The organism is Chryseobacterium sp. WX (genome assembly GCF_029542485.1).
Taxonomy (GTDB): domain Bacteria; phylum Bacteroidota; class Bacteroidia; order Flavobacteriales; family Weeksellaceae; genus Chryseobacterium; species Chryseobacterium cucumeris.
Genome location: NZ_CP120710.1, coordinates 1,629,674 through 1,651,354, shown reverse-complemented (window position 1 = coordinate 1,651,354; position 21,681 = coordinate 1,629,674). Strand labels below are relative to the sequence as shown.

At 37.3% G+C, this 21,681-nt stretch carries 17 protein-coding genes; 5 read left to right on the top strand and 12 right to left on the bottom strand.

Features of this window, described 5'->3' with window-relative positions; genetic code table 11:
- Nucleotides 1-106: 106 nt before the first annotated feature.
- Nucleotides 107-1,231, bottom strand: a complete 1,125-nt coding sequence (gene chrA, locus PZ898_RS07435) for a chromate efflux transporter (RefSeq protein WP_277695193.1) — start codon at nt 1,229-1,231, stop codon at nt 107-109.
- 277 nt (nt 1,232-1,508) lie between these two features.
- Here chrA and PZ898_RS07430 point away from each other — a divergent pair, with 277 nt between their 5' ends.
- Nucleotides 1,509-2,309: a patatin-like phospholipase family protein gene (locus PZ898_RS07430; RefSeq protein ID WP_277695192.1), complete on the top strand. Its 801-nt coding sequence runs from the start codon at nt 1,509-1,511 to the stop codon at nt 2,307-2,309.
- A gap of 135 nt (nt 2,310-2,444) precedes the next feature.
- Here the strand turns inward: PZ898_RS07430 and PZ898_RS07425 are convergent, their stop codons facing one another.
- The gene (locus tag PZ898_RS07425; RefSeq protein WP_277695191.1) at nt 2,445-2,882 is read right to left on the bottom strand and encodes a hypothetical protein; all 438 of its coding nucleotides are present in this window, start codon (nt 2,880-2,882) and stop codon (nt 2,445-2,447) included.
- A 442-nt stretch (nt 2,883-3,324) separates the two neighbouring features.
- Here PZ898_RS07425 and PZ898_RS07420 point away from each other — a divergent pair, with 442 nt between their 5' ends.
- Nucleotides 3,325-5,262 carry an SPFH domain-containing protein gene (locus PZ898_RS07420; RefSeq protein WP_062671992.1) on the top strand — a complete coding sequence of 646 codons (1,938 nt, stop codon included), beginning with the start codon at nt 3,325-3,327 and terminating at the stop codon, nt 5,260-5,262.
- A 132-nt stretch (nt 5,263-5,394) separates the two neighbouring features.
- Nucleotides 5,395-5,745, top strand: a complete 351-nt coding sequence (locus tag PZ898_RS07415) for a hypothetical protein (RefSeq protein WP_147367576.1) — start codon at nt 5,395-5,397, stop codon at nt 5,743-5,745.
- Nucleotides 5,746-5,828: 83 nt separating this feature from the next.
- Here PZ898_RS07415 and PZ898_RS07410 read toward each other — a convergent pair whose 3' ends face one another.
- The 5 genes from PZ898_RS07410 to bla all read right to left on the bottom strand — a co-directional run bounded on the left by PZ898_RS07410 (nt 5,829) and on the right by bla (nt 10,143).
- Nucleotides 5,829-6,314: a hypothetical protein gene (locus tag PZ898_RS07410; protein ID WP_277695190.1), complete on the bottom strand. Its 486-nt coding sequence runs from the start codon at nt 6,312-6,314 to the stop codon at nt 5,829-5,831.
- Nucleotides 6,315-6,332: 18 nt separating this feature from the next.
- A complete protein-coding gene (locus tag PZ898_RS07405; RefSeq protein ID WP_277695189.1) occupies nt 6,333-7,052 on the bottom strand; it encodes an ATP-binding cassette domain-containing protein in 720 nt (239 codons plus the stop codon).
- 80 nt (nt 7,053-7,132) lie between these two features.
- Nucleotides 7,133-7,693: a hypothetical protein gene (locus PZ898_RS07400; RefSeq protein WP_062671985.1), complete on the bottom strand. Its 561-nt coding sequence runs from the start codon at nt 7,691-7,693 to the stop codon at nt 7,133-7,135.
- Nucleotides 7,694-8,211: 518 nt separating this feature from the next.
- Entirely contained in the window at nt 8,212-9,252 is a 1,041-nt protein-coding gene (locus tag PZ898_RS07395) for a serine hydrolase domain-containing protein (protein ID WP_277695188.1), read from the bottom strand.
- The gene (gene bla / locus PZ898_RS07390; RefSeq protein ID WP_277695187.1) at nt 9,253-10,143 is read right to left on the bottom strand and encodes a class A beta-lactamase; all 891 of its coding nucleotides are present in this window, start codon (nt 10,141-10,143) and stop codon (nt 9,253-9,255) included. It lies immediately after the preceding gene.
- Between the two features lie 174 nt (nt 10,144-10,317).
- On the opposite strand from bla, the gene PZ898_RS07385 reads away from it, so the two are divergent.
- On the top strand, nt 10,318-10,827 hold the full coding sequence (locus tag PZ898_RS07385) for a DUF305 domain-containing protein (protein ID WP_228432473.1): 510 nt from the start codon (nt 10,318-10,320) through the stop codon (nt 10,825-10,827).
- A gap of 74 nt (nt 10,828-10,901) precedes the next feature.
- Nucleotides 10,902-11,414, top strand: coding sequence for a hypothetical protein (locus tag PZ898_RS07380; protein WP_062671976.1), 513 nt, complete (start codon nt 10,902-10,904; stop codon nt 11,412-11,414).
- 324 nt (nt 11,415-11,738) lie between these two features.
- Here PZ898_RS07380 and PZ898_RS07375 read toward each other — a convergent pair whose 3' ends face one another.
- The 5 genes from PZ898_RS07375 to PZ898_RS07355 form a co-directional block, all read right to left on the bottom strand.
- Nucleotides 11,739-13,202, bottom strand: coding sequence for a RagB/SusD family nutrient uptake outer membrane protein (locus tag PZ898_RS07375; RefSeq protein WP_062671974.1), 1,464 nt, complete (start codon nt 13,200-13,202; stop codon nt 11,739-11,741).
- A 10-nt stretch (nt 13,203-13,212) separates the two neighbouring features.
- Entirely contained in the window at nt 13,213-16,167 is a 2,955-nt protein-coding gene (locus PZ898_RS07370) for a SusC/RagA family TonB-linked outer membrane protein (protein WP_277695186.1), read from the bottom strand.
- A gap of 191 nt (nt 16,168-16,358) precedes the next feature.
- Complete coding sequence (locus PZ898_RS07365; RefSeq protein ID WP_157885756.1) at nt 16,359-16,511, bottom strand: hypothetical protein; 153 nt, start codon at nt 16,509-16,511, stop codon at nt 16,359-16,361.
- Nucleotides 16,512-17,056: 545 nt separating this feature from the next.
- Complete coding sequence (locus PZ898_RS07360) at nt 17,057-18,526, bottom strand: TolC family protein (protein ID WP_277695185.1); 1,470 nt, start codon at nt 18,524-18,526, stop codon at nt 17,057-17,059.
- Nucleotides 18,519-21,680, bottom strand: coding sequence for an efflux RND transporter permease subunit (locus PZ898_RS07355; RefSeq protein ID WP_277695184.1), 3,162 nt, complete (start codon nt 21,678-21,680; stop codon nt 18,519-18,521). Before PZ898_RS07355 ends, PZ898_RS07360 begins: the two co-directional genes overlap by 8 nt.
- Nucleotide 21,681 lies beyond the last annotated feature (1 nt).

The following is a 21,681-nucleotide window of genomic DNA, read 5'->3' as shown; positions in this document are numbered from 1 at the left end:
AGACCGGAGAAACAATAGTTTTTCCGGTTTTTTAGTAATTATAATTATCCCTGCGCATGTATTGAGGTGGTTTTTTTATGGAAAATGTTTACTGTTTATTCCATATTCACGTCAGAAAATATAACAAATAACCCAGTAACGCTCCTCCAATAACTACAAAAGCACTATTTATTTTTTTTAATCGGAATACAACAGCTATACTTATACAGGCGATAAGGATTGTTTTCCAGTCGGTAATGCTGTCAATTCCCATAGTGATGCATACAGACAGAATGAGAGCTACAGAAGCCACATTTACACCGTTAAGAAAAGAAGAAAATGTTGCAGAATTTCTCATTTTATTTACGAAAGGACCAGATAAAGCAACAAATATAAAAGAAGGAAGGAATATGGCTAAAGTAGATACCAAAGCCCCCGAAAGTCCATTGATCTGATATCCGATAAATGTCACCGAAGAAAACACAGGCCCCGGAGTAAACTGGCCTACCGCGACTGCATCTATAAGTTCCTGACGGGTAATAATCCCTCTTGAAACAAGCTCTGTATCCAGAAAGGCGAATAAAACATATCCGCTTCCGTATAATATGGCTCCGATTTTCAAAAAGATCCAGAATAATTTTAAATTAAGCAGAGAAGAAGCATCGGATAGTAAAAACTGAAGTGGGCTAATAAAAATAAAATTGTTCAGTTTTTTATTTCTTTGATACTCTATTATCAATATTAAAAGTCCGGCTCCGAACATTAATACTATCTCATTGATTTTAAAAAAAGAACATAGGAGAACAATTCCTCCCACAGCTGCTAATGGGAAAGTTTTTACTGATTTTTTTGCCAATGGGAAGGCAGCACCTATTATAATTGCTATAATGGCAGGTTTTATTCCATAAATAAAAGGAGAAACTTCAGGAAGTTGGCCATATTCTTTGTATAGCCATGCAAAAATACCGGTAATAATAACCGCAGGAAATATAAAACAAAGCCCGGCCACTATCAGCCCTTTCCAGCCCGCTCTTTCACGTCCTATATGTATTGCCATTTCAGTACTGTTAGGACCAGGAATAACATTGGTAGCTCCAATAAGATCCAGAAATTCCTGATCTGTCAGCCACTTCTTTTCAGCTACCACTTCTTTTTGCATCATTGCAATATGGGCTGCAGGGCCTCCAAATCCAATGATTCCCAGCTTCAGAAATAATTTGGCAAGGTCTTTTAAGTCATTATTATTGTTCACTTTAAATGATTTGTTTTACAAGGCTCATTCTTAAAAATTGATTTGATAAAAGTAAAAAACTACAGTATATATTTTAATATCTGAATGATCATTTTTACATTAATTTTGAAAAGTATGGGTTTTAATAGCAGATAGAAGGACATGCTGCTTAAGGCGTTAAAATTATTTTGATTGAATTTTGATGTGATTTTAATGATTTTTCTTAAAATAATTTTAAAATCAGCATATTTATAAAAATTAACTTAATTATTTCAGCCTGTTTTCTTACATTTATTCAATGAATTTTGAGAGAGTAGGACTTGTTTTATCAGGAGGCGGTACCAAAGGAATCGCTCATGCAGGAGTATTAAAATTCCTACAGGAAAAAAGAATTGAAGTCGATATCCTTTCCTGCTGTAGCGCAGGTTCTATTGTAGGATGTCTGCATGCTATAGGAAAAACTCCGGAAGAAATCCTGGAATTTTTCAATTCCGTCTATTTTTTCAACTGGAAGCACTTTACCTTCAATCAGCCGGGCTTGGTTTCTTCAGTGATCTTCAGAAACTATCTGAAACCTATTTTCCATGATATGAAATTGGGTGATCTTGATATCGAGGTGAAAATTGTAGCCACAGAGCTTGTCGCCGGAACCCAGAAGATTTTTGATAAAGACTTTGAGGTTGTTGATGCCATTATTGCTTCATGCTCTATTCCGGGAATTACCACTCCTTATATCATCGGTGATGAAATGTATTGTGATGGAGGAGTACTGAATAACTTTCCGGCAGATATCATCAGAGAAGACTGTGATAAGCTGATCGGTGTATTTGTATCTCCACCCAATGAAGCAAAGATTAAGGATCTAAACTCTATTAAAGCTATTGTTTCCCGCTCTTACGACCTTCTGTCCTACAGGATCGAAAAAATAAAATTTGATTACTGCGACTGGTTCATTTCTTCCCAAAAATTATCTTCCTACGGAACTTTCGAACGGAGAAAAGACAGACTGGAAGAGATTTTCAATATCGGTTACAAAGCAGCAAAAGAAAGCTATGAAGAAAGTACTTTTTTCACAGAATTAAAACAATCCGGAACATAAAAAAATCCTGCATTAATCAATACAGGACTTTTATTTTATAAGAAAGGAAAACAATCTTGGGTTCTAAAAGAGAAGTTATAGGCAGACTATAACAACTTTTCAGCCTCATTCTTTCAGCTTCCCTCTTTTATAATTCTAATTTTTCACGACATATCCGTCCTGGCGAACGATTTCACGGTCATCCGCATCATTTACAACTAATGTATAAGGTGCTTTTTTCGGAGAATCTGTAAGATAATTTCTCCAGATCTGATAACTGTGCCCCTCATTATTGAAGTTGATATAATAGTTGCCTCCTGTACCATCAGGAATCAACTCTCCGTCACTGATGATCATGCTTGGTTTTGCCGTAATCTTTGCGTTGGCATTCCATGACTGGTAAAGGTACTTGCCATTCGGTTGTTTGTCGATTCTGATCTTGAACTTTTTGGTTTTAATAATAACAGTTTTCGGTACCTGCTGAAGGGTAGAAGAAGTTATAAAACCGTCTGTCTTTGGAGCGGGAACTTCTTTAGCATGAACAAAAGAAAACTGAACTAAGCAGAAAGTCCCTAATAAAATATGCTTTATCATATTGAGTGGTTATTGGTTAACATTTCAGACTCTATCAAATATAGAGCCAATTTTCGTTAAATAGACCGGGTATCGTTCTGAAAAAGAAGTTCTTAGGACTTTTATTTATGGGTTATTGAAAATAATATTGTTGATTTTCAGTTGATTACTATTTTGTTGGCGAAATAGTATCAAATTCTGAAACAACTGAATACTTTTCTTATGTACATTTGTATCATCAAAGGATCTCGTTCCTTTATTATCAAAATGAAACTAATTAACTTTAAGTTTTTTCTATTAAAAGTATCAGAAATCATCTTCACGATTTTTAATACATCTCCTCCTGTAATTTCTTAATTTTTTCGAAAGAATTATCACATAATTCGTACTCTGTTTTTTCGTATTCTGAAGAATCAGAGCGCAATCCCCGTTTTAAAATTTAACTAAAAAACAAAAACAAACTATGGAATTAGGTTTTCATGGCTGGATGATTCCGGCCGTAATGGCGCTTTTGTGCGTACTTTTTTACAAATTCATTTTAAGAATTTTCTTTGGATTGATTATTGTTCCCCAGGACAAAATCGGTTTGGTGACCAAAAAATTTGTGTTGGTAGGAAAACAGGAACTTCCGGAAGGCAGAATTATTGCCACCAACGGAGAAGCAGGTTTTCAGGCTCAGACATTGGCTCCGGGAGTATATTTTGGAAAATGGATCTGGCAGTATTCTATCGATTTTCAATCTTTTACAGTGATTCCGACGGGTAAAATAGGGTTACTGCTGGCAAAAGACGGTATAGAACTGGAAACGGGAAGGATCTTAGCCAGAAAAGTAGACTGCGATTCTTTTCAGGATGCTGAAGCCTTTTTAAAAAACGGAGGAAGAAAAGGCCGCCAGACTGCGATTATTGCACCGGGATCATACAGGATCAATACATTATTATTTGAAGTAGAATTAACGGAGATGACTCAAATTCCTGACAATGCGGTGGGAATTATCACAACAATGGAAGGAAGTCCTTTAGAAGAAGGTCAGATTGCCGGTAAAATTATCAATGATCATAATAAGTTCCAGGATGTGGACACTTTTTTAAGTAACGGAGGATATAAAGGCCTTCAGGAGCAGGTAATCCTGGCTGGTTCCTATTTTCTGAATCCCTGGTTTACAAAAGTTGAAATGGTAAAAATGACGGAAATTCCGATCGGTCATGTCGGAGTAATCATCAGCTATGTAGGTGAAGAAGGAAAAGACCTCAGCGGAGTCGATTTTAAACATGGAAATATCGTAGAGAAAGGCCATAAAGGTGTATGGGCAGAACCCATTGGTCCGGGAAAATATCCTATTAATCCTTATATTATGAAGGTTGAGCTTGTTCCTACCACCAACTTAGTTTTGAACTGGGCTTATGAAAGAAGCGAATCTCATCAACTTGATAAAAATCTTTCAACGATTACCGTTCGAAGTAAAGACGGTTTCCCTTTTAATCTTGATGTTTCCCAGATCATTCATATTCCAACTTATGAAGCTCCAAAAGTAATTGCCCGTTTCGGGAATATGATCAATCTTGTAAGTCAGGTTTTAGAGCCTACGATTGGGAATTATTTCAGAAACTCAGCGCAGGACAGTGATGTGATTGCATTTTTAGGGACACGAAAAGAAAGACAACAGTCGGCAAAAGACCACATCAGCAGTGTTTTGGAACAATATAACGTGAATGCTGTTGATACTTTGATTGGAGCTATTGTTCCACCGGAAAGTTTAATGAAAACTCTAACAGACAGAAAACTGGCGGAAGAGCAGAAAATAACTTATGAAACTGAAATGCTGGCTCAGGAAACCCGTCAGGCACTGGAAAAAGAAACGGCTGTTGCGGATATGCAGAAAGAAATTGTAAAAGCAGATCAGGGGGTTGTGATTGCAGAAAGGATTGCAGATGCATCGGTGAAAAAAGCAACCGGAGACGCCAATTCTGTAAGACTGCAGGCAAACGCGGAAGGAGACCGATTGAAACTGCTGGCAACCGGAGAAGCTGAGAAAACTAGACTTCTCGCAAAAGCCGAAGCAGAAAAAATAGAGTTGCTGGCCAAAGCAAGTGCTGAGCAGATTTCATTGACCGGTAATGCTGAAGCAGAAAAAATTCTGGCTATCGGTAAATCTAATGCAGAATCTTACAAACTGTCTGTGGAAGCAATGGGCGGCAATAATTTTACCCAATTAAAAATCATGGAAAATATAGCGAATCAGAATGTAAGAATAATGCCTGAAGTGTTAATCGGAGGAAGCGGAGATTCTGCGAATGGAGGAATCAGCGGGCTTTTAGGACTTCAGCTGTTGGAACAGGTTCAGAAGAAAAATGGAGAGACTGTTTCTACTTCTGAAGAAAAGCCTGATAACAATTCTTAACTCAATTGACAAATAATTTAAACTTAACTCAAATTTTGAATTTTTAAAATGATTTATATCGTTCAGCTCATTATAACATTACTGATTATTAGTTTTTTTGTTTTCTCTATTATTGAAATCTATTGTGAAATTGTGAAAAAAAGTTCTTGGGCCTTTTTGGGTATGCTTATCAGCTTGATTTTATTTTTTTTAATGATTACAGTACGCAATCATATGGTTAAAAATGAACTTGTAAAAAATATAAATGCTTCAAAAATAGAACAGAAAAATTCACTTTTTTCAAAAAGAGAATTGTCGGATATTCATCTTGTAAGCGAGAAAATGAGAGTTGTTGATAAAGATATTTATGTTGTGCTTATGCCTCAAAAAGATACACTTTACATGAATCAGGATTTTAATAACAAGAATAAATTCTGGATCCACTATAAAAAGTATGAGATTTTAAAATTTACAGCACCTGTAGGATATATCATTAAAAACTAAAAAATCGCCCGAAAAACTTTCGGGCGATTTCTTAATTATAATAATTTGTTTTAGTTAAAGTAATTAAAAATAATGTGAAGTGATTATTTAAATATTTCTTTGAACTCATCAGTATAAGATAACTTTTCGTAACCTAAATACTTAAAATTTCCTTGAATGTGATTTTTTATCTTAAAATAATTTTTATGATAGAATTGCGATATTTTTACGACTTTAGTTCCATCTTTATACAAATAAAGGTATTCGTAAGTGCCTCCATTACCTGTCAAATGGCTATATTTCCAGCCTTCAATCTCAGAGAATTTATAAATTTTAACTTGAAGCCCAAAAAATCTTTTTACAACGATTTCATTTTTGTTAATTGTTGCGCTGATACATTTTGTTCTTACTTCTCCAAATACTATTAGAAATGAAAAGATAAGTATACTTGGGATAAATATTCTTGGAAATAATGGGGTATTATCATTTTCTGTGATAATGATCCCAGGGATAACTACTATAATAAGATATAAAAAAGGAATTAACAATAAAGATGTTAAAAATGCTTTAAAAGTAAATTTTGTCTTCATAATTACAAAATAGTACTCTTAATTTTTAGGTTCAACCTCAAAATTTTGCGTATAATTTGCAAAAGCATCTTCCAGGCTTTCAAATTTACCTTTAAACTCATCAATAGGGCAGTCCTGAAGAATATTTCCTTTATGGATCAGAATGACTCTAGAGCAAAGCGCCTCCACTTCCTGCATAATGTGGGTAGAAAGTAAAACAGTCTTTTGCTGTCCGATTTCTTTTACCACATTACGGATTTCAATGATTTGGTTAGGATCAAGACCGTTGGTAGGCTCATCCAGAATCAGTAAATCCGGTTGATGAATAATGGCCTGTGCAAGCCCTACACGCTGTTTATATCCTTTAGATAACTGGCCGATCTTTTTAGATTTTTCGGGAGTAATTCCTACCAGATCGATCACCTCATCTACCCTGGATTCAGAAATTTTGTGGATGTTGGCAACAAACTGAAGGTATTCTTTCACATACATCTCCAGATAAAGCGGATTATTTTCAGGAAGAAAACCGATTTTCTTTTTGCTTTCGATCTCATGGTCTGAGATATTCATTCCATTGAAAATAATTTCTCCCTGATCAATTTTCAGTGCACCGACAATAGATTTCATCAGGGTAGATTTTCCGGCACCGTTTGGGCCAAGAAGACCGATGACCTCATTTTTATCAATAGAAATGTTGATGTTGTCAAGGGCAGTCTGTTCACCAAATTTTTTGGTTAAATTGATTATCTGAAGCGGCATAAGTTTTACTATCTTTCTGCAAAAATAAAATAAAAAAACTCATCCGATAGAATGAGTTTCGCAATATTTATAAAATATAATTATTTTCTTGATTTTTTCTTGGCTCCGCCTGATGCCGGAGTTGCTGTAGAGGCTGTATTTGTGGTTCCCTTATTACCCGTTGGGTTTATCGTGGCCGGTTTGTCATACATCGCATACTTTCCATTGGTTCTTCCAAAAATTTTTTCGACCTGTTTTTGGGTTAAAAACTGTGATTTTCCAATGTACTTTCTGTTTTTGTTGATCACCTGGATAAACTGCATGGTTTGTTGACCATAGTTTTTTTCATAATGAAGTTCTATGATGTCATTGGGAAGTTCCAATACAACATTTTCTTCTGGAGTGGTAACAAAACCATCCATAATAAGCTTATATAATCCGGCCACATCACCATTAAGATTCTGGAATGAAAAAGAGCGGATTGTGTTCAGGTTGCTGGTGTTCAGATCCTGGTAGTTGACTGTAAATTTATCTTCCTTTTTATAGAGACCAACGGAATTATCTTTACCAATTTCCACCAAACTTTCATTTTTCAACACTTTGATCTGTGAGAAAACTGAAATACCGAACATACATGTAATAAGTAGAATTATTTTTCTCATGGAATGAATTTTAATGTTTTATAACTTGGTGCACATAAATTTACTCATAAAAAAGCTAAAAAACAATTTTATTCGTTAAAGCAAAAGTAACACTTTTTTTTAATATTGATACGTGATCATCTGCTGATGCTATGGATTTCATGGTTTGTATAAAAGTTTGGTAACCATGAGATTAATTCTTTTTTATTAAAGTGCTGCGATGCTTGTTTGCGATATGTTTTTGCTCGTTGGAAGGATGTAATGTGTTGAAAAACAGTTTGAAAAACCTTTACGTAAGATTTAATTAAAAAATTAATTTAAAATAAATATTAAAATTGAAATTTTGTGAAGTAAAATTAGAGAAATTATAACAGTTTGTTTTTAGAAACAGTGGCTACAAAAGCATCAAACTCTTGTTTGTAGCTTCTCCCAACAGAGATCTGGTGTTTGTTGACAATCAGTTTATTATTGTTGAAAGCAGTCAAAGATCTTATCTGCGATAAAATTAAATACTGTTTGTTTTAAAAGCTTTTTGTGGTTTACTTAGAAGTTATTGCCTTCAGAACAGCATTTTTTATTGCAGCCTCTTTGAAACTCCAGTATTCACGGTTTTCAGGCATCTGATTTTCTAGGATGATCAATGTTGTATCTGTGGAAGGAAAGTAGGTGTTAAGACAGGTGAAGCCATCGCCAAGACCAGTCACGGCAAAATAATCCAGACCTGATTCTTTGATGAACCTTATATTGTACCCGAATCCCATGCTTTCTTTTCCAAATACATCATGCTGAGAACGGGTGGAAGGGGTCATCATTAATTTCTGAAATTCCGGGGAGAGAAGTTTACCTTTAAATAATGCCTGATCCCATTTTGCCAGATCCTGTACGGTGGAAATGATTCCTGCGGCAGGAGCAATGTCATCATTCAGAAAAGACTCTTTTACTTTCTCAAACTGATTGTTTTCATTCATATAACCGGGAACGAGAGATTGATTATTCTTTGGGTTATAAACAAAAGTCTGATCCATTCTTAGTTTTTTAAAAAGAGAACTGGCAAGTTCTGTGAAACTTTTTCCTGTGGTATTTTTAAGAATTTCTCCAAGCATCATATAAGAGAGATTTCCATATTTAAACTGTGAACCGGCTTTGAAAGCTGAGGATTTTTCCAGTTTGGTAATTCCGTGAGTATGGTTAAGGAGATGATGGATTGTTACTGTATCTGCCCAGGTTTGTGTAAGAGTGGGAAGATATTTTTTGATAGGAGTATGAAGATCCAGTTTTCCCTGTTCGGCAGCCTGTAGAACCAAAACAGCGGTCACCTGCTTGGAGTTTGACATGATTTCAAACTGATCATCTGTTTTCAAAGGAATTTTTTTTTCAAAATCCTTGTAACCGTTGGATTTCAGATATTGTATATTTCCTTTTTGAGTGACCAGAACAACGCCATTGAACTGTATCGGGCTGGAAGCTGTGATAATGCTGTCAATTTTATGGGCATAAGTGTCTTTTCTCTGAGCTGTCGCGTTAATAGATAGCAGGGTAGAAATTGCACCTGTGAAGAGTAATTTTGTTATGGTCATCATTTATTTTTTGTTGTAATATTCATAGGCCGCTTTGGAGATATCAGCAATAATAGCTTCCGCATCACCGAATTTTTCATAAGTATCATGAATAAAAACAGCGATGTAGAACTTTTTCTTACCGGAAATTTCTATAATACCAAAATCATTAACAGCGCCCGTCATTCCTTCTTTATTTGTAAAGGAAGTTCCTGTTCTATGGGCTGTTTTTACATGTTGTGGCAAATTGCCCTTCAGCCTTTTTGTTCCTGTAGTGTTGTTAAGCATGGCGTTATAAAGCCACAATGTATGTTTTTTGTTGAGAATTTTTCCATTGTTGAATGTCTCAAGCAGTTTGGTAGTCTCATTGGGTGTTATTTTGTTTACAAATTGAGATTCCCAGTCTTTATGCATATCTTCTTCATTGTTCCTAATTATGAAATCTTTACTATTGATGAATTGTTGTACAGGCTCAGGCCCGCCAATTAACCTCAGCAAAATATCAGTTAAATTATTGTCACTGTAAGAAACCATCCATTTTATAGCTTCTTCCAAACTGATTTCTATATTACCATCAGGATATTCTTTCCTGAATGGGCTCCAGGTATCTTCCAATAATTCCTCTTTTTTAATGAGCAGTTTTTGCTGTAAAGAAAGTTCACCTTTTTCTATTTTGTTCAGAACCGTTAATGCAATTGGAAACTTTACGGTACTGAGCATTGGATAAAGCTTATTGCCATTAATCTGTATTCTTTCTTTGTGGTAAGGATCAATAATTGAAACTCCTACATCTGCCTTTTTATTGGAGAGAATGGATTCAATTGTTTTTTTTAGATCCGGAAGTTTAGAACCCTGAGAGAAAAGAGATAAGTGGAATAACAGAGCGAAGAATGTGAAAATAATTCCTTTTTTCATGTGAGTTTGGTCTTAATTTTTAGGTTTCCAAATATATTTTTTTTTGATTACACAATAAAATATTTTCGTCAATTATTATGAGTATAAGCATAAACCTGTCAGATAAATAGTATTATTTTTATCACAAGTTTTTGAATTATATAATTATTTACAGTGCCCTCTCTTATGGAAATTATGAAGCATAAAAATGAAGTCTCTTCTTTAAAAGAAGATAAAAAACATTCAATTAATTCTTCTGTAATGTACAGCCGATTTGTACTTATGGCTTTGATGATGTTCTGTTTTATGTACATCATTATGTACACGATGATAGACAACCCGAGAAATTTTATTTCAAATATTAATAATTTATACATGACTCTCATGATGGTTTCAGCCATGTTACTTATTGAATTATGGGTTATGCGAAAGAGGTATAGAAACAGAAAACTCAATTGTATCATTGTAAGTATTGGAGTGATGACAAGTCTTTTTTCCTGGTTTGGAATCAGAGAACAGGTGAATGTGGATGACAGGCAGTTTGTAAAAAGTATGATTCCTCATCATGCAGCTGCCCTTTTGATATCTGAAAAAGTACACCTCAGCGATCCACAACTGATTATTCTTCAGAGAAATATTTTTAAAACCCAATCTGCAGAAATTAAGCTGATGAAAAGAAAACTTAAGGAGTTGGAAAGAAGGTAGAGTAGGAGGCAGAAAACAACAAGAATGGTGATCTACTGTCATTTTATTCAGGATATTTTAATAATTTAGTTCGTATGAAAATTAAAATTATCTGCTTTTTTGTACTTCTTTTCTCCGTTATTTCCTGTAAAAAAGATAAAGAATACCCTAAATATGTTGAATTGGAATCGGGAAATGGAAGCTATTCACTTTATATAAAAGATGGGAATTTTGAGTTTTTAAAAACAGAACTTGTAAGCTATGATCAAATCTTAACAGCACCTTTTTCAGAAGGTAAATATAAGATATCAGGTGATGAACTGATTTTGAATAGTGACAAAGGGAAAAAATATATTTTCAAAATCGGGAATGACTCTGAACTGATCCCTGAAAAAGTGGATTTCCTGAAAGACCTGAAAGGATTGTATCCTGTTAAGATTCTTCATAACAACAAAATGCCGAAAGAAATGGGACGTCTGGATTCTTTAGGAAGAAAAAATGCGTTGTGGCTTTATTTTAATGAAAAGGGAAAAGTGGTTAACCAGAGATTGTATAAAAATGGTGAACTCGTAAAAGATCATTACAAGTCTGATATTATTATAAAATAAAGAATCTGCAAGAGGCTTTGAAATAAAAAGTATTTAATTTTATCGCAGATAAAATCCTTGCGCCTTATAGCAGTCTTCTTAATAGAATTTGCGTCTTTACGTTTTTCAATTATACCTTTATTATTTGTGTTTTTTGAAAACGCAAAGACGCGAAGCTTTTTAATTCTATGAATAATTTTAAGGCGCGAAAAAATCAAAGATTTTTAGCAAGTGAAAGTCAAAAATATATCAGCACCTTACCTTAGTCAATAAAAAAGGCGCCACTTACAAGTAAATGGCGCCTCGTCACTGAATATATTTGAATGTAAAATTGTTTCTGTTTATCTACTCATTCTGTTTGATTTGTGGGTTATTGTTAATCTCTTTATTAGGAATCTGGAATCTGAATTTATCAGGAGTCAGGTTGAATCTTCCAAAAGTATGATTCGTTCCGGTGTATACTCTTTCTAAAGGAGTATTAAGTCTTTTCATATCAAACCAGGCGTAGCCTTCACCCCAAAGTTCTATTCTCTTTTGCAGGACAATTTCATTAATCAGCTCGCTGCCTGATTTCGTAGATAATGTGTAAGCCTGATCTCTTTTGGAAGTAATGTCAAATAATACCTGTCTTGCTTCGGCTTCTCTTCCTTGTCTGGCAAGAGCTTCCGCTTGTATATAATATAGTGAAGATGCTCTGATGTAAATATAATCTCCTTCAAAAAGCGTGGGATCTTTAAACTTCCAGCTTACGTAAGGCGGATAATTCTTCGTTTTTCCGTTGAATGTATATGCAGCATTCTGGTTTCCATTGAATACTTTTTTACGGTAATCCGTTGCCGGAATGGCTTCATAAAGACGCTTGTCAATCAGCTTACGGATCTGTGCGGCTCCGGCATATCCTTCATTCGTATTATCAAACATGGAGAAGAAAGAAGCATAATAATTTCCGATACTCATCGTGGAAATGGTATTATGAAAACCCCATATTACCTCAGGATTATTGATATTGGAAAATCCGGTATTGGTATAATCATCCTCGGTCATCAGGGCAATTCCCTGTTTACTTTCCTGAGCATATTGGGCTGCCTTGATATAATCCCGTGTTTCCAGAAATACTTCTGCGGCAATAGCTTTAGCAGTTCTTTGGTCTATCTGGGCTCTGGAAGGTCTGGTGTAAGTATCCAAAAGCGTTACAGATTCTTCTATATCTTTTTTGATTTGCGTATATACCTCAGCAACTGTTGATCTCGGAAGTCCCTGACTTGGATTAGCTGCGGTAAGAACCAATGGAAGGCCGGGCTCAGACTGATGTCCGTTATAATCATTGGCATAAAAACGCACCAGATAAAAGTAGGAATAAGCTCTTAAAGCGAGCAGCTGGCCTGCAATGGCTCTGTTTTTTGCATTGGCATTTTTATCCAGACCATCCAGCAGCTTGTTGATTACGAATATTCTTGCATAAAAAGTAGTCCATACAATCTCAGAAGCAATATTACTGGCATTAGTGGCTTCATAATTATAAAACATTCCTAAATGCTGGTTGGTAGACTGGATCACATCATTAGACATCAGATCAGCACCTGCTTTAATTCCCATGATTCCGAAATCTGAGTGAACGGTGGTACCGCCTGCACCATTGCTTCGAAGATCAAGATAGATTCCACCCAGAATTTTTTCCGGACTGTTTGCATCGTTATTGAGCTGCTCTCCGGAAATATCCCCTTCCGGTAACGTATTGAGATCATTAGCACAGCTGGTAGCCAAAAAACTTAGGGTTACAGCTGTTATAAAGTATTGTATTGTGTTCATTCCTGTTCTTTTAAAAGTTAAGTTTAAAGCCTAAAGAGACGCTTGACAACAGAGAATACCGGTACGAATCTGAAACTCCCGTCAGCGAAGCTCTCGGATCATAGCCTTTTCTCTTGGACCATAGGTACAGGTTGTTTCCTGTCACATAGATTTTCAAACCTGATAAGCCTGCCTGTTGTGCAAAACCATCGGGAAGCTGATAGGAGAGGGTTACGTCCTGAAGGCTGATATAATCCGATTTGATCAGATACAGCGTTGAATTTCCGTTCTGGTTTGTAGCGGTAAGATCTACTCTCGGTAAGGCAGCCGTTGGATTTTCCGGAGTCCAGGTTTTATCCAGATCTGTTGAATAGTTGGAACCATAGCTGTCAGAATGGAATAAGCTTCTGTAAATATCATCATAGCCATAGCCTCCGAACTGGTAAGCGAAATTCACTGCAAGATTAAATCTTTTAAAGCTGAAATCTGTTCCGAATCCTCCATATACCTTTGGAATCGCTGACTTTCCGGTGTTATAGTCGGTGGCCTCCTTATAATTATTGGTCACTGTTCTTTCTTCCTTTTGGGTAGTTGGGTTGATGGTTGTGCGATACCATAAAGCATCACCGTTCTCAGGATTTACTCCGGCAAATTCTTTTAGGAAATAGGTGTAACGGTCTCCACCTTCTGTCAGGATAAATAAACCTGAAACAAGTCCTGTATTTCTTTGCTCAGCCGGTAATCTGGTAATCTTATTTTTATAGTGAGTGGCATTCGCATAAAAACTCCACTGGAACTCATCACCGCGAAGGATATCTACATTGACATTCGCCTGAACACCTCTGTTGGTCATATCTCCGATATTTCCATACTTCACATAGGAGCCTGCATTGGAGGGAGGAAGAGGAAGCGTGTAAATCATATCCGAAACTTTCCTTTCAAAATAATCAGCATTCAGGTTGATTCTGTTTTTTAAAAGTGAAATTTCAAAACCGGCATTCAGGTTTTTGGAGGTTTCCCATTTTAAATCCTTATTTCCTTGTTTTTTAAGCGACAGAACAGGTTTGTCGTCCCCGAAGTTGTTGATTCCGTAGATATCCTGATACGCATAATAATCTCTGCTGGAACTACCTAAAAGAATGTTGTCATTTCCCTGCTGGCCGTAAGAAGCTTTTAATTTTAAAGAATTAATCACACTGTTGTCCTTAAGGAAATTCTCTTTTGCGATATTCCATGCCAGTCCCAGTCCATAGAAATTTCCCCATCTGCTTTCCGGAGAAAATACAGAGGAACCGTCTCTACGGATATTGGCATTGAAGAAATATTTTCCGTCATAATTATAGAGTAACCTTGTGAAATAGCCTTCTACCGCATATTCATAACCGCTTCCTGATAAACCGGTAATTTTCACGGCATTATCAAAAGCTTGTGAGTCAGGTAATAAAAGCTGCTGTTTTGATCCTGAAAAGCCATCATCTTTTATTTTATTCAGTTCATGTCCTACAAGGAGGTTGAAGCTGTGATTTCCCAGTTTTTTCTGGTAGGTAAGCAACTGCTGATGGTTCAGTGTATATTTAAAGTTTGAACTCTGCGAAATAGTTCCTCCCACAGAAGATGAAGTTCCTCCTTCCGTATTTCCAAACTGAAGGTTTCTTGTATTTTCAAGATAGGCACCAAAATTATAAGTAAAATCCAGTCCTCTGATGATTTCATAATTTAACCCAAGATTAAGATTGGTCACATTACTTACGATTTGTGATTTATTCTTCTGAAGATTCCCTACAGGATTTTCAAACACCGCATAAGATCTTGTGGCTCCGTTGGGACCCTGGCCGTCTCCGTAATCATATAGAGCATTTCCATAACTATCATAAAGCCTCTGGTAATTGTTATCTCTCAGGAAAACAGGATAGAAAGGAGCAATATTTCTGGCAAACTGGAACGGGTTGGAGAAACCTCCGGTCTCACCGAAATCCTGCTTGCTGTAAGTGTAGGATAAAGCACTGGTCAGTTTCAGTTTTGAAGTAATAGTATAGTCTACATTAGACCTGATCCCGAATCTTTCGAAACCTGAAGAAATCAGATATCCTTTATCATCCAGATAATTAAGAGAAGTATAAGATTTTATCTGATCCCCGTTAGCATTGATACCTACCGTGGCTTCTCTTCGCAAAGCAGGTCTGAAAAGCAGTTTCTTCCAATCGTCCTGATACAATAATTTCGCATCAGAATTAAAAGAACCATCCTTTGATATCAGCTGATTAAACGGAACATTGTATACATTATATCCCAGTTTTGTCAGTGCTGAAAGTCCCACATCATGAGGAGAAGGGCCGGAAGGAACAGCTCCCGGCTGTTTCAGTCTTGCAATTTCACCAATTCTTGCTCTGTTGTAATAAGCTGTGTAATAATCCTGAGGAGAAGTATAAACCGAATAATCTTCAATAGACCTGAAGTTAACCCCTGTTTTTACATCAGCTTCAACGCTCACCCCTTTACTTTTTCCTCTTTTGGTGTTCACAATAATAACACCATTAGCCCCTCTGGAACCGTATAAAGCATTCGAAGAAGCATCTTCAAGAAAAGAGATGCTTTCAATATCCGATGCGGCAATACTGTTCAGGTTTCCGCTGTACGGAATGCCATCCAGTACAATTAAGGGGTCACTGGAAGCGTTGATAGAGCCTATTCCTCTCATTCTGATGGTCGGCTGAGAGCCCGGCTGTCCTGAGGAAATCACCTGTACCCCCGCTACTTTTCCTCCAATTCCCTGAAGAATATTTCCGTTTTGAAGATTAGAAAGATCTTTAGCCTTCAGCGACTGTACAGATCCCGTAATTTCTTCTTTTTTCTGCTTCCCAAAAGCTACCACCACCACTTCTTTGATGGAAGTTTCTTTGGAAAGACTGTCTTTGCTTTGTGCAAAACCATATTCCGCGAACAGGAGTAAGGCCAATACACCAAGCTTGCATTGTTTCTTTTTCATTATATTAATCTAGGTTTAAAACTGAATTGTGTATTACTGCTGATCTCCCGGTAAAAAATGTGACTTTCCGCCTCCTTTTTTCAGGGAGGTTATAAAACGAATAGTAAAATTACAGGAGAGGTACCCGGATGAAAGAAGCCTTGAACTCTTTGGCTTTAATTCCTACAGTAATGAATGTATCTCTTAAAAAGTTAGCACATCATCATCATGCACATCATATCAAAGCACATGTTTTGAGAAATGCAGTTGTGCTGTGAAAGGGCAGACATTCCACAACAATTTTGCTGTGCAGAAGCTGCCACCGTAATGGTGCATAGGTAAGAATTAAAGGTATTCTTATTCATGAGAATAAAGTTTATGATTTTTTTAACTGGGTCAAAATTATCTAATAAATGACGAACCCAGATAAAACAAGAGCATGAGATAAATCATATTAGTCTACTAAATTAGTAGGTTAATTGATTTGAATTAAATTTATGAATCGTAAATATTTGATTTTTAATTAATTAATTCCATGTTTGAAAATGTTAAAAAATGATAAAAAAGTTAATTTTTCAAGTGTGAATTAAATTTAAAATAAAAAGTCTATTTATTTTGTAGACTTTTTATTTATTTTATAGCTGTATTTTCATGAGAATAAGGATCAGGAGCGTCATCCTGCTATCCGCTCATACTCCTCGCACCTGGCTGAATCCACTTTCTGCTGCGGGGTAACCGCTGCTATCAGGGCTAAGGATGATTTGAGTTATAAGTGATAAATGATCAATGATCAATCATAATATAAAATTATCCCAAACCTCTGTGTCAATCTGTGAGATCTGCGGTGATAACAAAAAAAGAAGTCCATCTTTCGATAGACTTCTTATGAAAACAAGATTAAAATATGGATTTATTCTTTCTTAATATCCGGAACTGCCAACGGAGCCTGATCCCAACCACCGCCAAGCGCTCTGTAAACAGCAACACTCGCTTTAAGTTGGTTCACTTTCTTCTCTACCAGCTCAAACCTGGATTCCAGGGCATCCCTTTGAGTCAGTAAAACTTCCATGTAATCAGCACGGGCATATTTGAACAGGTCGTTGGAAATATCTATAGACTTTGTTAAAGCATTTACTTCCTTCGTTTTGATATTCACACTGCTTTCCAGATTATGAATCTTAGACAACTGATTCGCTACCTCAATATAAGCTCCCAAAACAGTCTGCTCATAATGATATACTGCCTGAATCTGTTTGGCATTGGCATTATAATAAGCCGCTTTAATCGCTCTTCTGTTGATCAATGGTGCCGTAAGTTCTCCCGCAAGAGAAAAGAGAAACGACTGAGGTTTGATGATATACAACGGATTAAAAGCCTGTAACCCGGCTCCTGCAGAAAGATCAAGAGAAGGGTAGAACCTTGCTTTGGCCACTTTAATGTCAAGCTTGGCAGCAGCCAGTTCATATTCAGCCTGTTTGATATCCGGACGGTTTTCCAATAGTTCGGAAGGCATTCCTCCATACACAGCTTGCGGAATAACAGAATCAAAAGAATCCTGACTTCTTTCCACGGGTTGTGGAAATCTTCCCACCAGATAATTAATCCTGTTCTCCGTTTCAACTATCTTCTGCTGAATGTCATACTGCATTCCCTGAGTTTTCAGAACCTGGGCTTCAAATCTCTGTACTGCCAGTTCATTGGATCGCGCATTCTTCTTTAATTCTTTGATAATATCCAGCGCATCATTCTGAATTTTGATATTCTGATTCAGGATTACCAACTCATTATCCAGTGCCAACAGTTCATAATAAGAATCTGCAATTTCAGAAATAAGATGAGTGGTCATGAAGTTCTTTCCTTCAATGCTGGCAAGATATCGTTGTACCTGTGCTTTTGTCGCATTATGCAGCTTTCCCCAGATATCCGTTTCCCACTGTGCCTGAACACCTGCTCCAAAATCAAATAAAGGTTCCGGCATTTCTCTGCCGGGCTCTATTTCGGTATTGGCCTCCATAGCTCCGATATTGGTGTATCGGCTTACTTTGTCTACACCAGCTCCGGCTTTTAAACCTACAGAAGGAAGATATTCCCCTTTCCTGGCTTTGATTTCATTTTTAGACATTTCAATTTCCTGAAGGACAATATTCAGTTCCTGATTATTCTGAAGGGCCTGACTGATCAGCTCTTGGAGATGCGGATCACTGAAATATTCATTCCACTTCATTTTTCCGGTATTGATAGTGTCGTTTTCTGCTGAACCGTATTTTTCAGGGACGGTTTTATTTTCAGCACGCTGTGCTATTTCTATAGGTTTACAGGCAGTAAGACTTAATAAGACGACTGCCAGACCTGCATATTGATATATTTTTCTTTTATTCATAATGGATCATGTCTTCGCTTAATGGAGATTCATCTTCGTCTTTGATCATTTTTTTACCATCAGACCACTTGGCAAATATGTAGTAAAGCCCCGGAATTACAATCACTCCGAACAGTGTTCCTATCAGCATTCCTCCCAGTGAAGATGCCCCAATGGTATGGTTTCCGATCGCTCCCGCACCTCTTGCAAAAACAAGCGGAACCAATCCTGCAATAAAGGCAAAAGAAGTCATCAGAATCGGTCTGAAACGGGCTTTGGAGCCTTCTACGGCAGCTTCGAGAATAGAATCTCCTGTCTGACGCCTTTTCACGGCAAATTCTACAATAAGTACTGCGTTTTTACCCAGTAATCCGATAATCATGATCAATCCTACCTGTGCATAGATGTCATTTTCAAGTCCCATTGCTTTTAATAATAAGAAAGACCCGAAAACTCCCACCGGTAAAGAGCAAAGTACCGCAAACGGAATCAGGAAACTTTCATACTGAGCCGCCAGAACCAGATACACGAATACCAAAACAACAAGGAAGACATAGATCGCTTCATTACCACGTTGTGCCTCATCATAAGACAATCCTTCCCACGCCACTTTATATCCGTGAGGAAGTGTTTTGGCCGCGGTTTCATTGATGGCCTGAATAGCATCTGCCGTTGTATAGCCTGCAGCCGGAAGACCACGGATTGCTGCGGAATTGTACATGTTGTAACGAGTGATTTCGTTCGGTCCCTGTGTCTTTTTCATCGTCATAAATGCTGAATAAGGCACCATTTCATCACGGTCATTTTTCACATACAGATTCATAATATCTGTCGGAAGTCTTCTGAATTCTGGAGAAGACTGTACATACACCTTGAAGAACTGCCCGAAACGGATAAAGCCCTGTTCATAGGTACTACCGATCAGAATGTTGAGGTTGTCCATCGCTTTTCCGATAGAAACTCCTTTCTGCATGGCTGCATTATTATCAAATACCAGCTCATACTGAGGATAATTAGCCGCAAAAAAGGTGAAGACTCCAGAAAGCTCCTTACGCTTTTTAAGCTGTGCGATGAAATCTTTATTGGCTTTATCAAATTCCTGATAATCTGTCGTTCTGTTCAGATCCAGAAGTCTCATAGAGAAACCTCCCGAAGATCCGAATCCTGGTACAGCTGGTGGTTCAAAGAACTCAATGGTAGCTCCAAGATCTTTTGATTTTTCTTCCAGTTCTTCCATGATCTCCTTCACAGAATGATCACGGTCGTTCCAGCTTTTAAGGTTAATCAGACAGGTTCCTGCATTCGAACCACGGCCTTCCGTCATGATTTCGTATCCTGCCAGAGATGATACAGATTCCACACCGTCTACACCCATACAGATTTTCTGCAATGTTCTGGAAACCTTATTCGTCTGTTCAAGGGTAGAACCCGGAGGAGTCTGGATAATAGCATAGATAGTTCCCTGGTCTTCATTCGGGATAAACCCGCCCGGAAGTACTTTATTGATCATCACAATTCCGGCACAGAAAGCAATCAGAATTCCCCATGTTACCACCTTTCGGCTTACGATTTTTCTAAGGAATGAAGCATATTTTCCTGTTATTTTATCAAACCCGCTGTTAAAAGAGTCTAAAGCTTTGGTGAAAATATTGACTTTCTTAGGCTTTCCATGATGGTTTTTCAATAGCATTGCAGCTAAAACCGGAGTCAGAGTAAGGGCTACTACCGCAGAAATCACAATAGAGCTTGCCATGGTAATAGAAAACTGACGGTAGAAAGTTCCCACCGGACCTGTCATAAATGAAATAGGAATGAATACGGCTACCATCACGGCTGTAATGGCAATAATAGCTCCGGCAATTTCACCCATCACTTCTTTTACCGCTTTATAAGGCGAAATATTACTGTCTTCCATTTTGGCGTGAACGGCTTCTATCACTACAATCGCGTTATCAACCACAATACCGATGGCCAGTACCAAAGCAAAAAGAGTAACAAGGTTGATGGTTAACCCAAAGAATTGGATCACAAAGAATGTTCCGATCAAAGAAACCGGCACGGCAATAATAGGAATCAAAGTAGAACGCCAGTCACCAAGGAAAATGAAAACCACGATGGCCACAAGGATAAACGCATCTCTCAACGTATGCATTACCTGTTCGATAGAAGCATCAAGGAATTGGGAAACGTCATAACTGATTTTATAATCAACTCCCGGAGGAAAGTTCCCTTTCATTTCTGCCAGTTTTGCTTTCACATCTCTGATTACGTCATTGGCATTACTTCCGTAGTTTTGTTTCAATACAATGGAAGCAGAAGGATGTCCGTCAAGATTGGAATAAATATCAAAGAATTCACTTCCCAATTCTACTTTGGCAATATCTTTTAGCTTTACATTTTCTCCTTCGGCATTGGAACGCACGATAATATTTTCATATTCTTCCGGTTTGTTGTATTGCCCTTTATAAGTCAGTACATATTCTAGTGACTGTGCTGCAATACCGGAACTTTGTCCGATTCTCCCCGGGCGTCCAATGATACTTTGTTCGCCGATAGCTTTCATCACCTCATCTACAGAAATGTCATAAGCACGCATACGGTCAGGGTTCAGCCAGATACGCATGGCATATCTTCGGCTTCCCAGGATCTGAGATTTTGCAATTCCGTGGATACGGTTAATTTCCGGGATGATATTCACCATAGAGTAGTTGTACAGGAATTTTTCATCCATACTTTTATTCGTGCTGTAAAGGTTCACGTACATCAGCATACTGGGCTGAATCGGGTTTACTACAACCCCTTCTTTCTGTACCAGTTCCGGTAATAAAGGCATTACCTGATCTACTCTGGTTTTTACCAGAACTACTGCCTCGTTTGGATCGGTTCCGGGATCAAAGACAACGTTCACCGTAGCTTCCCCGGCACTGGTAGCATCGGTGGTGATATAACGCATTCCCTGAACTCCATTGATGGCATTTTCAATCGTAATCAAAGATGATTTTACCAATACATCTGCACTCGCGCCGGGATAGGCAATAGAAACGGCTACGGTGGTAGGGGCAATTTTTGGAAACTGTTCCGTAGGAAGCTGCTTCATAGCAATCCCTCCCATAAACAGGATCACAACCGATATCACAATGGCGAAAACCGGTCGGTGTATTACTTTTTTAAACATA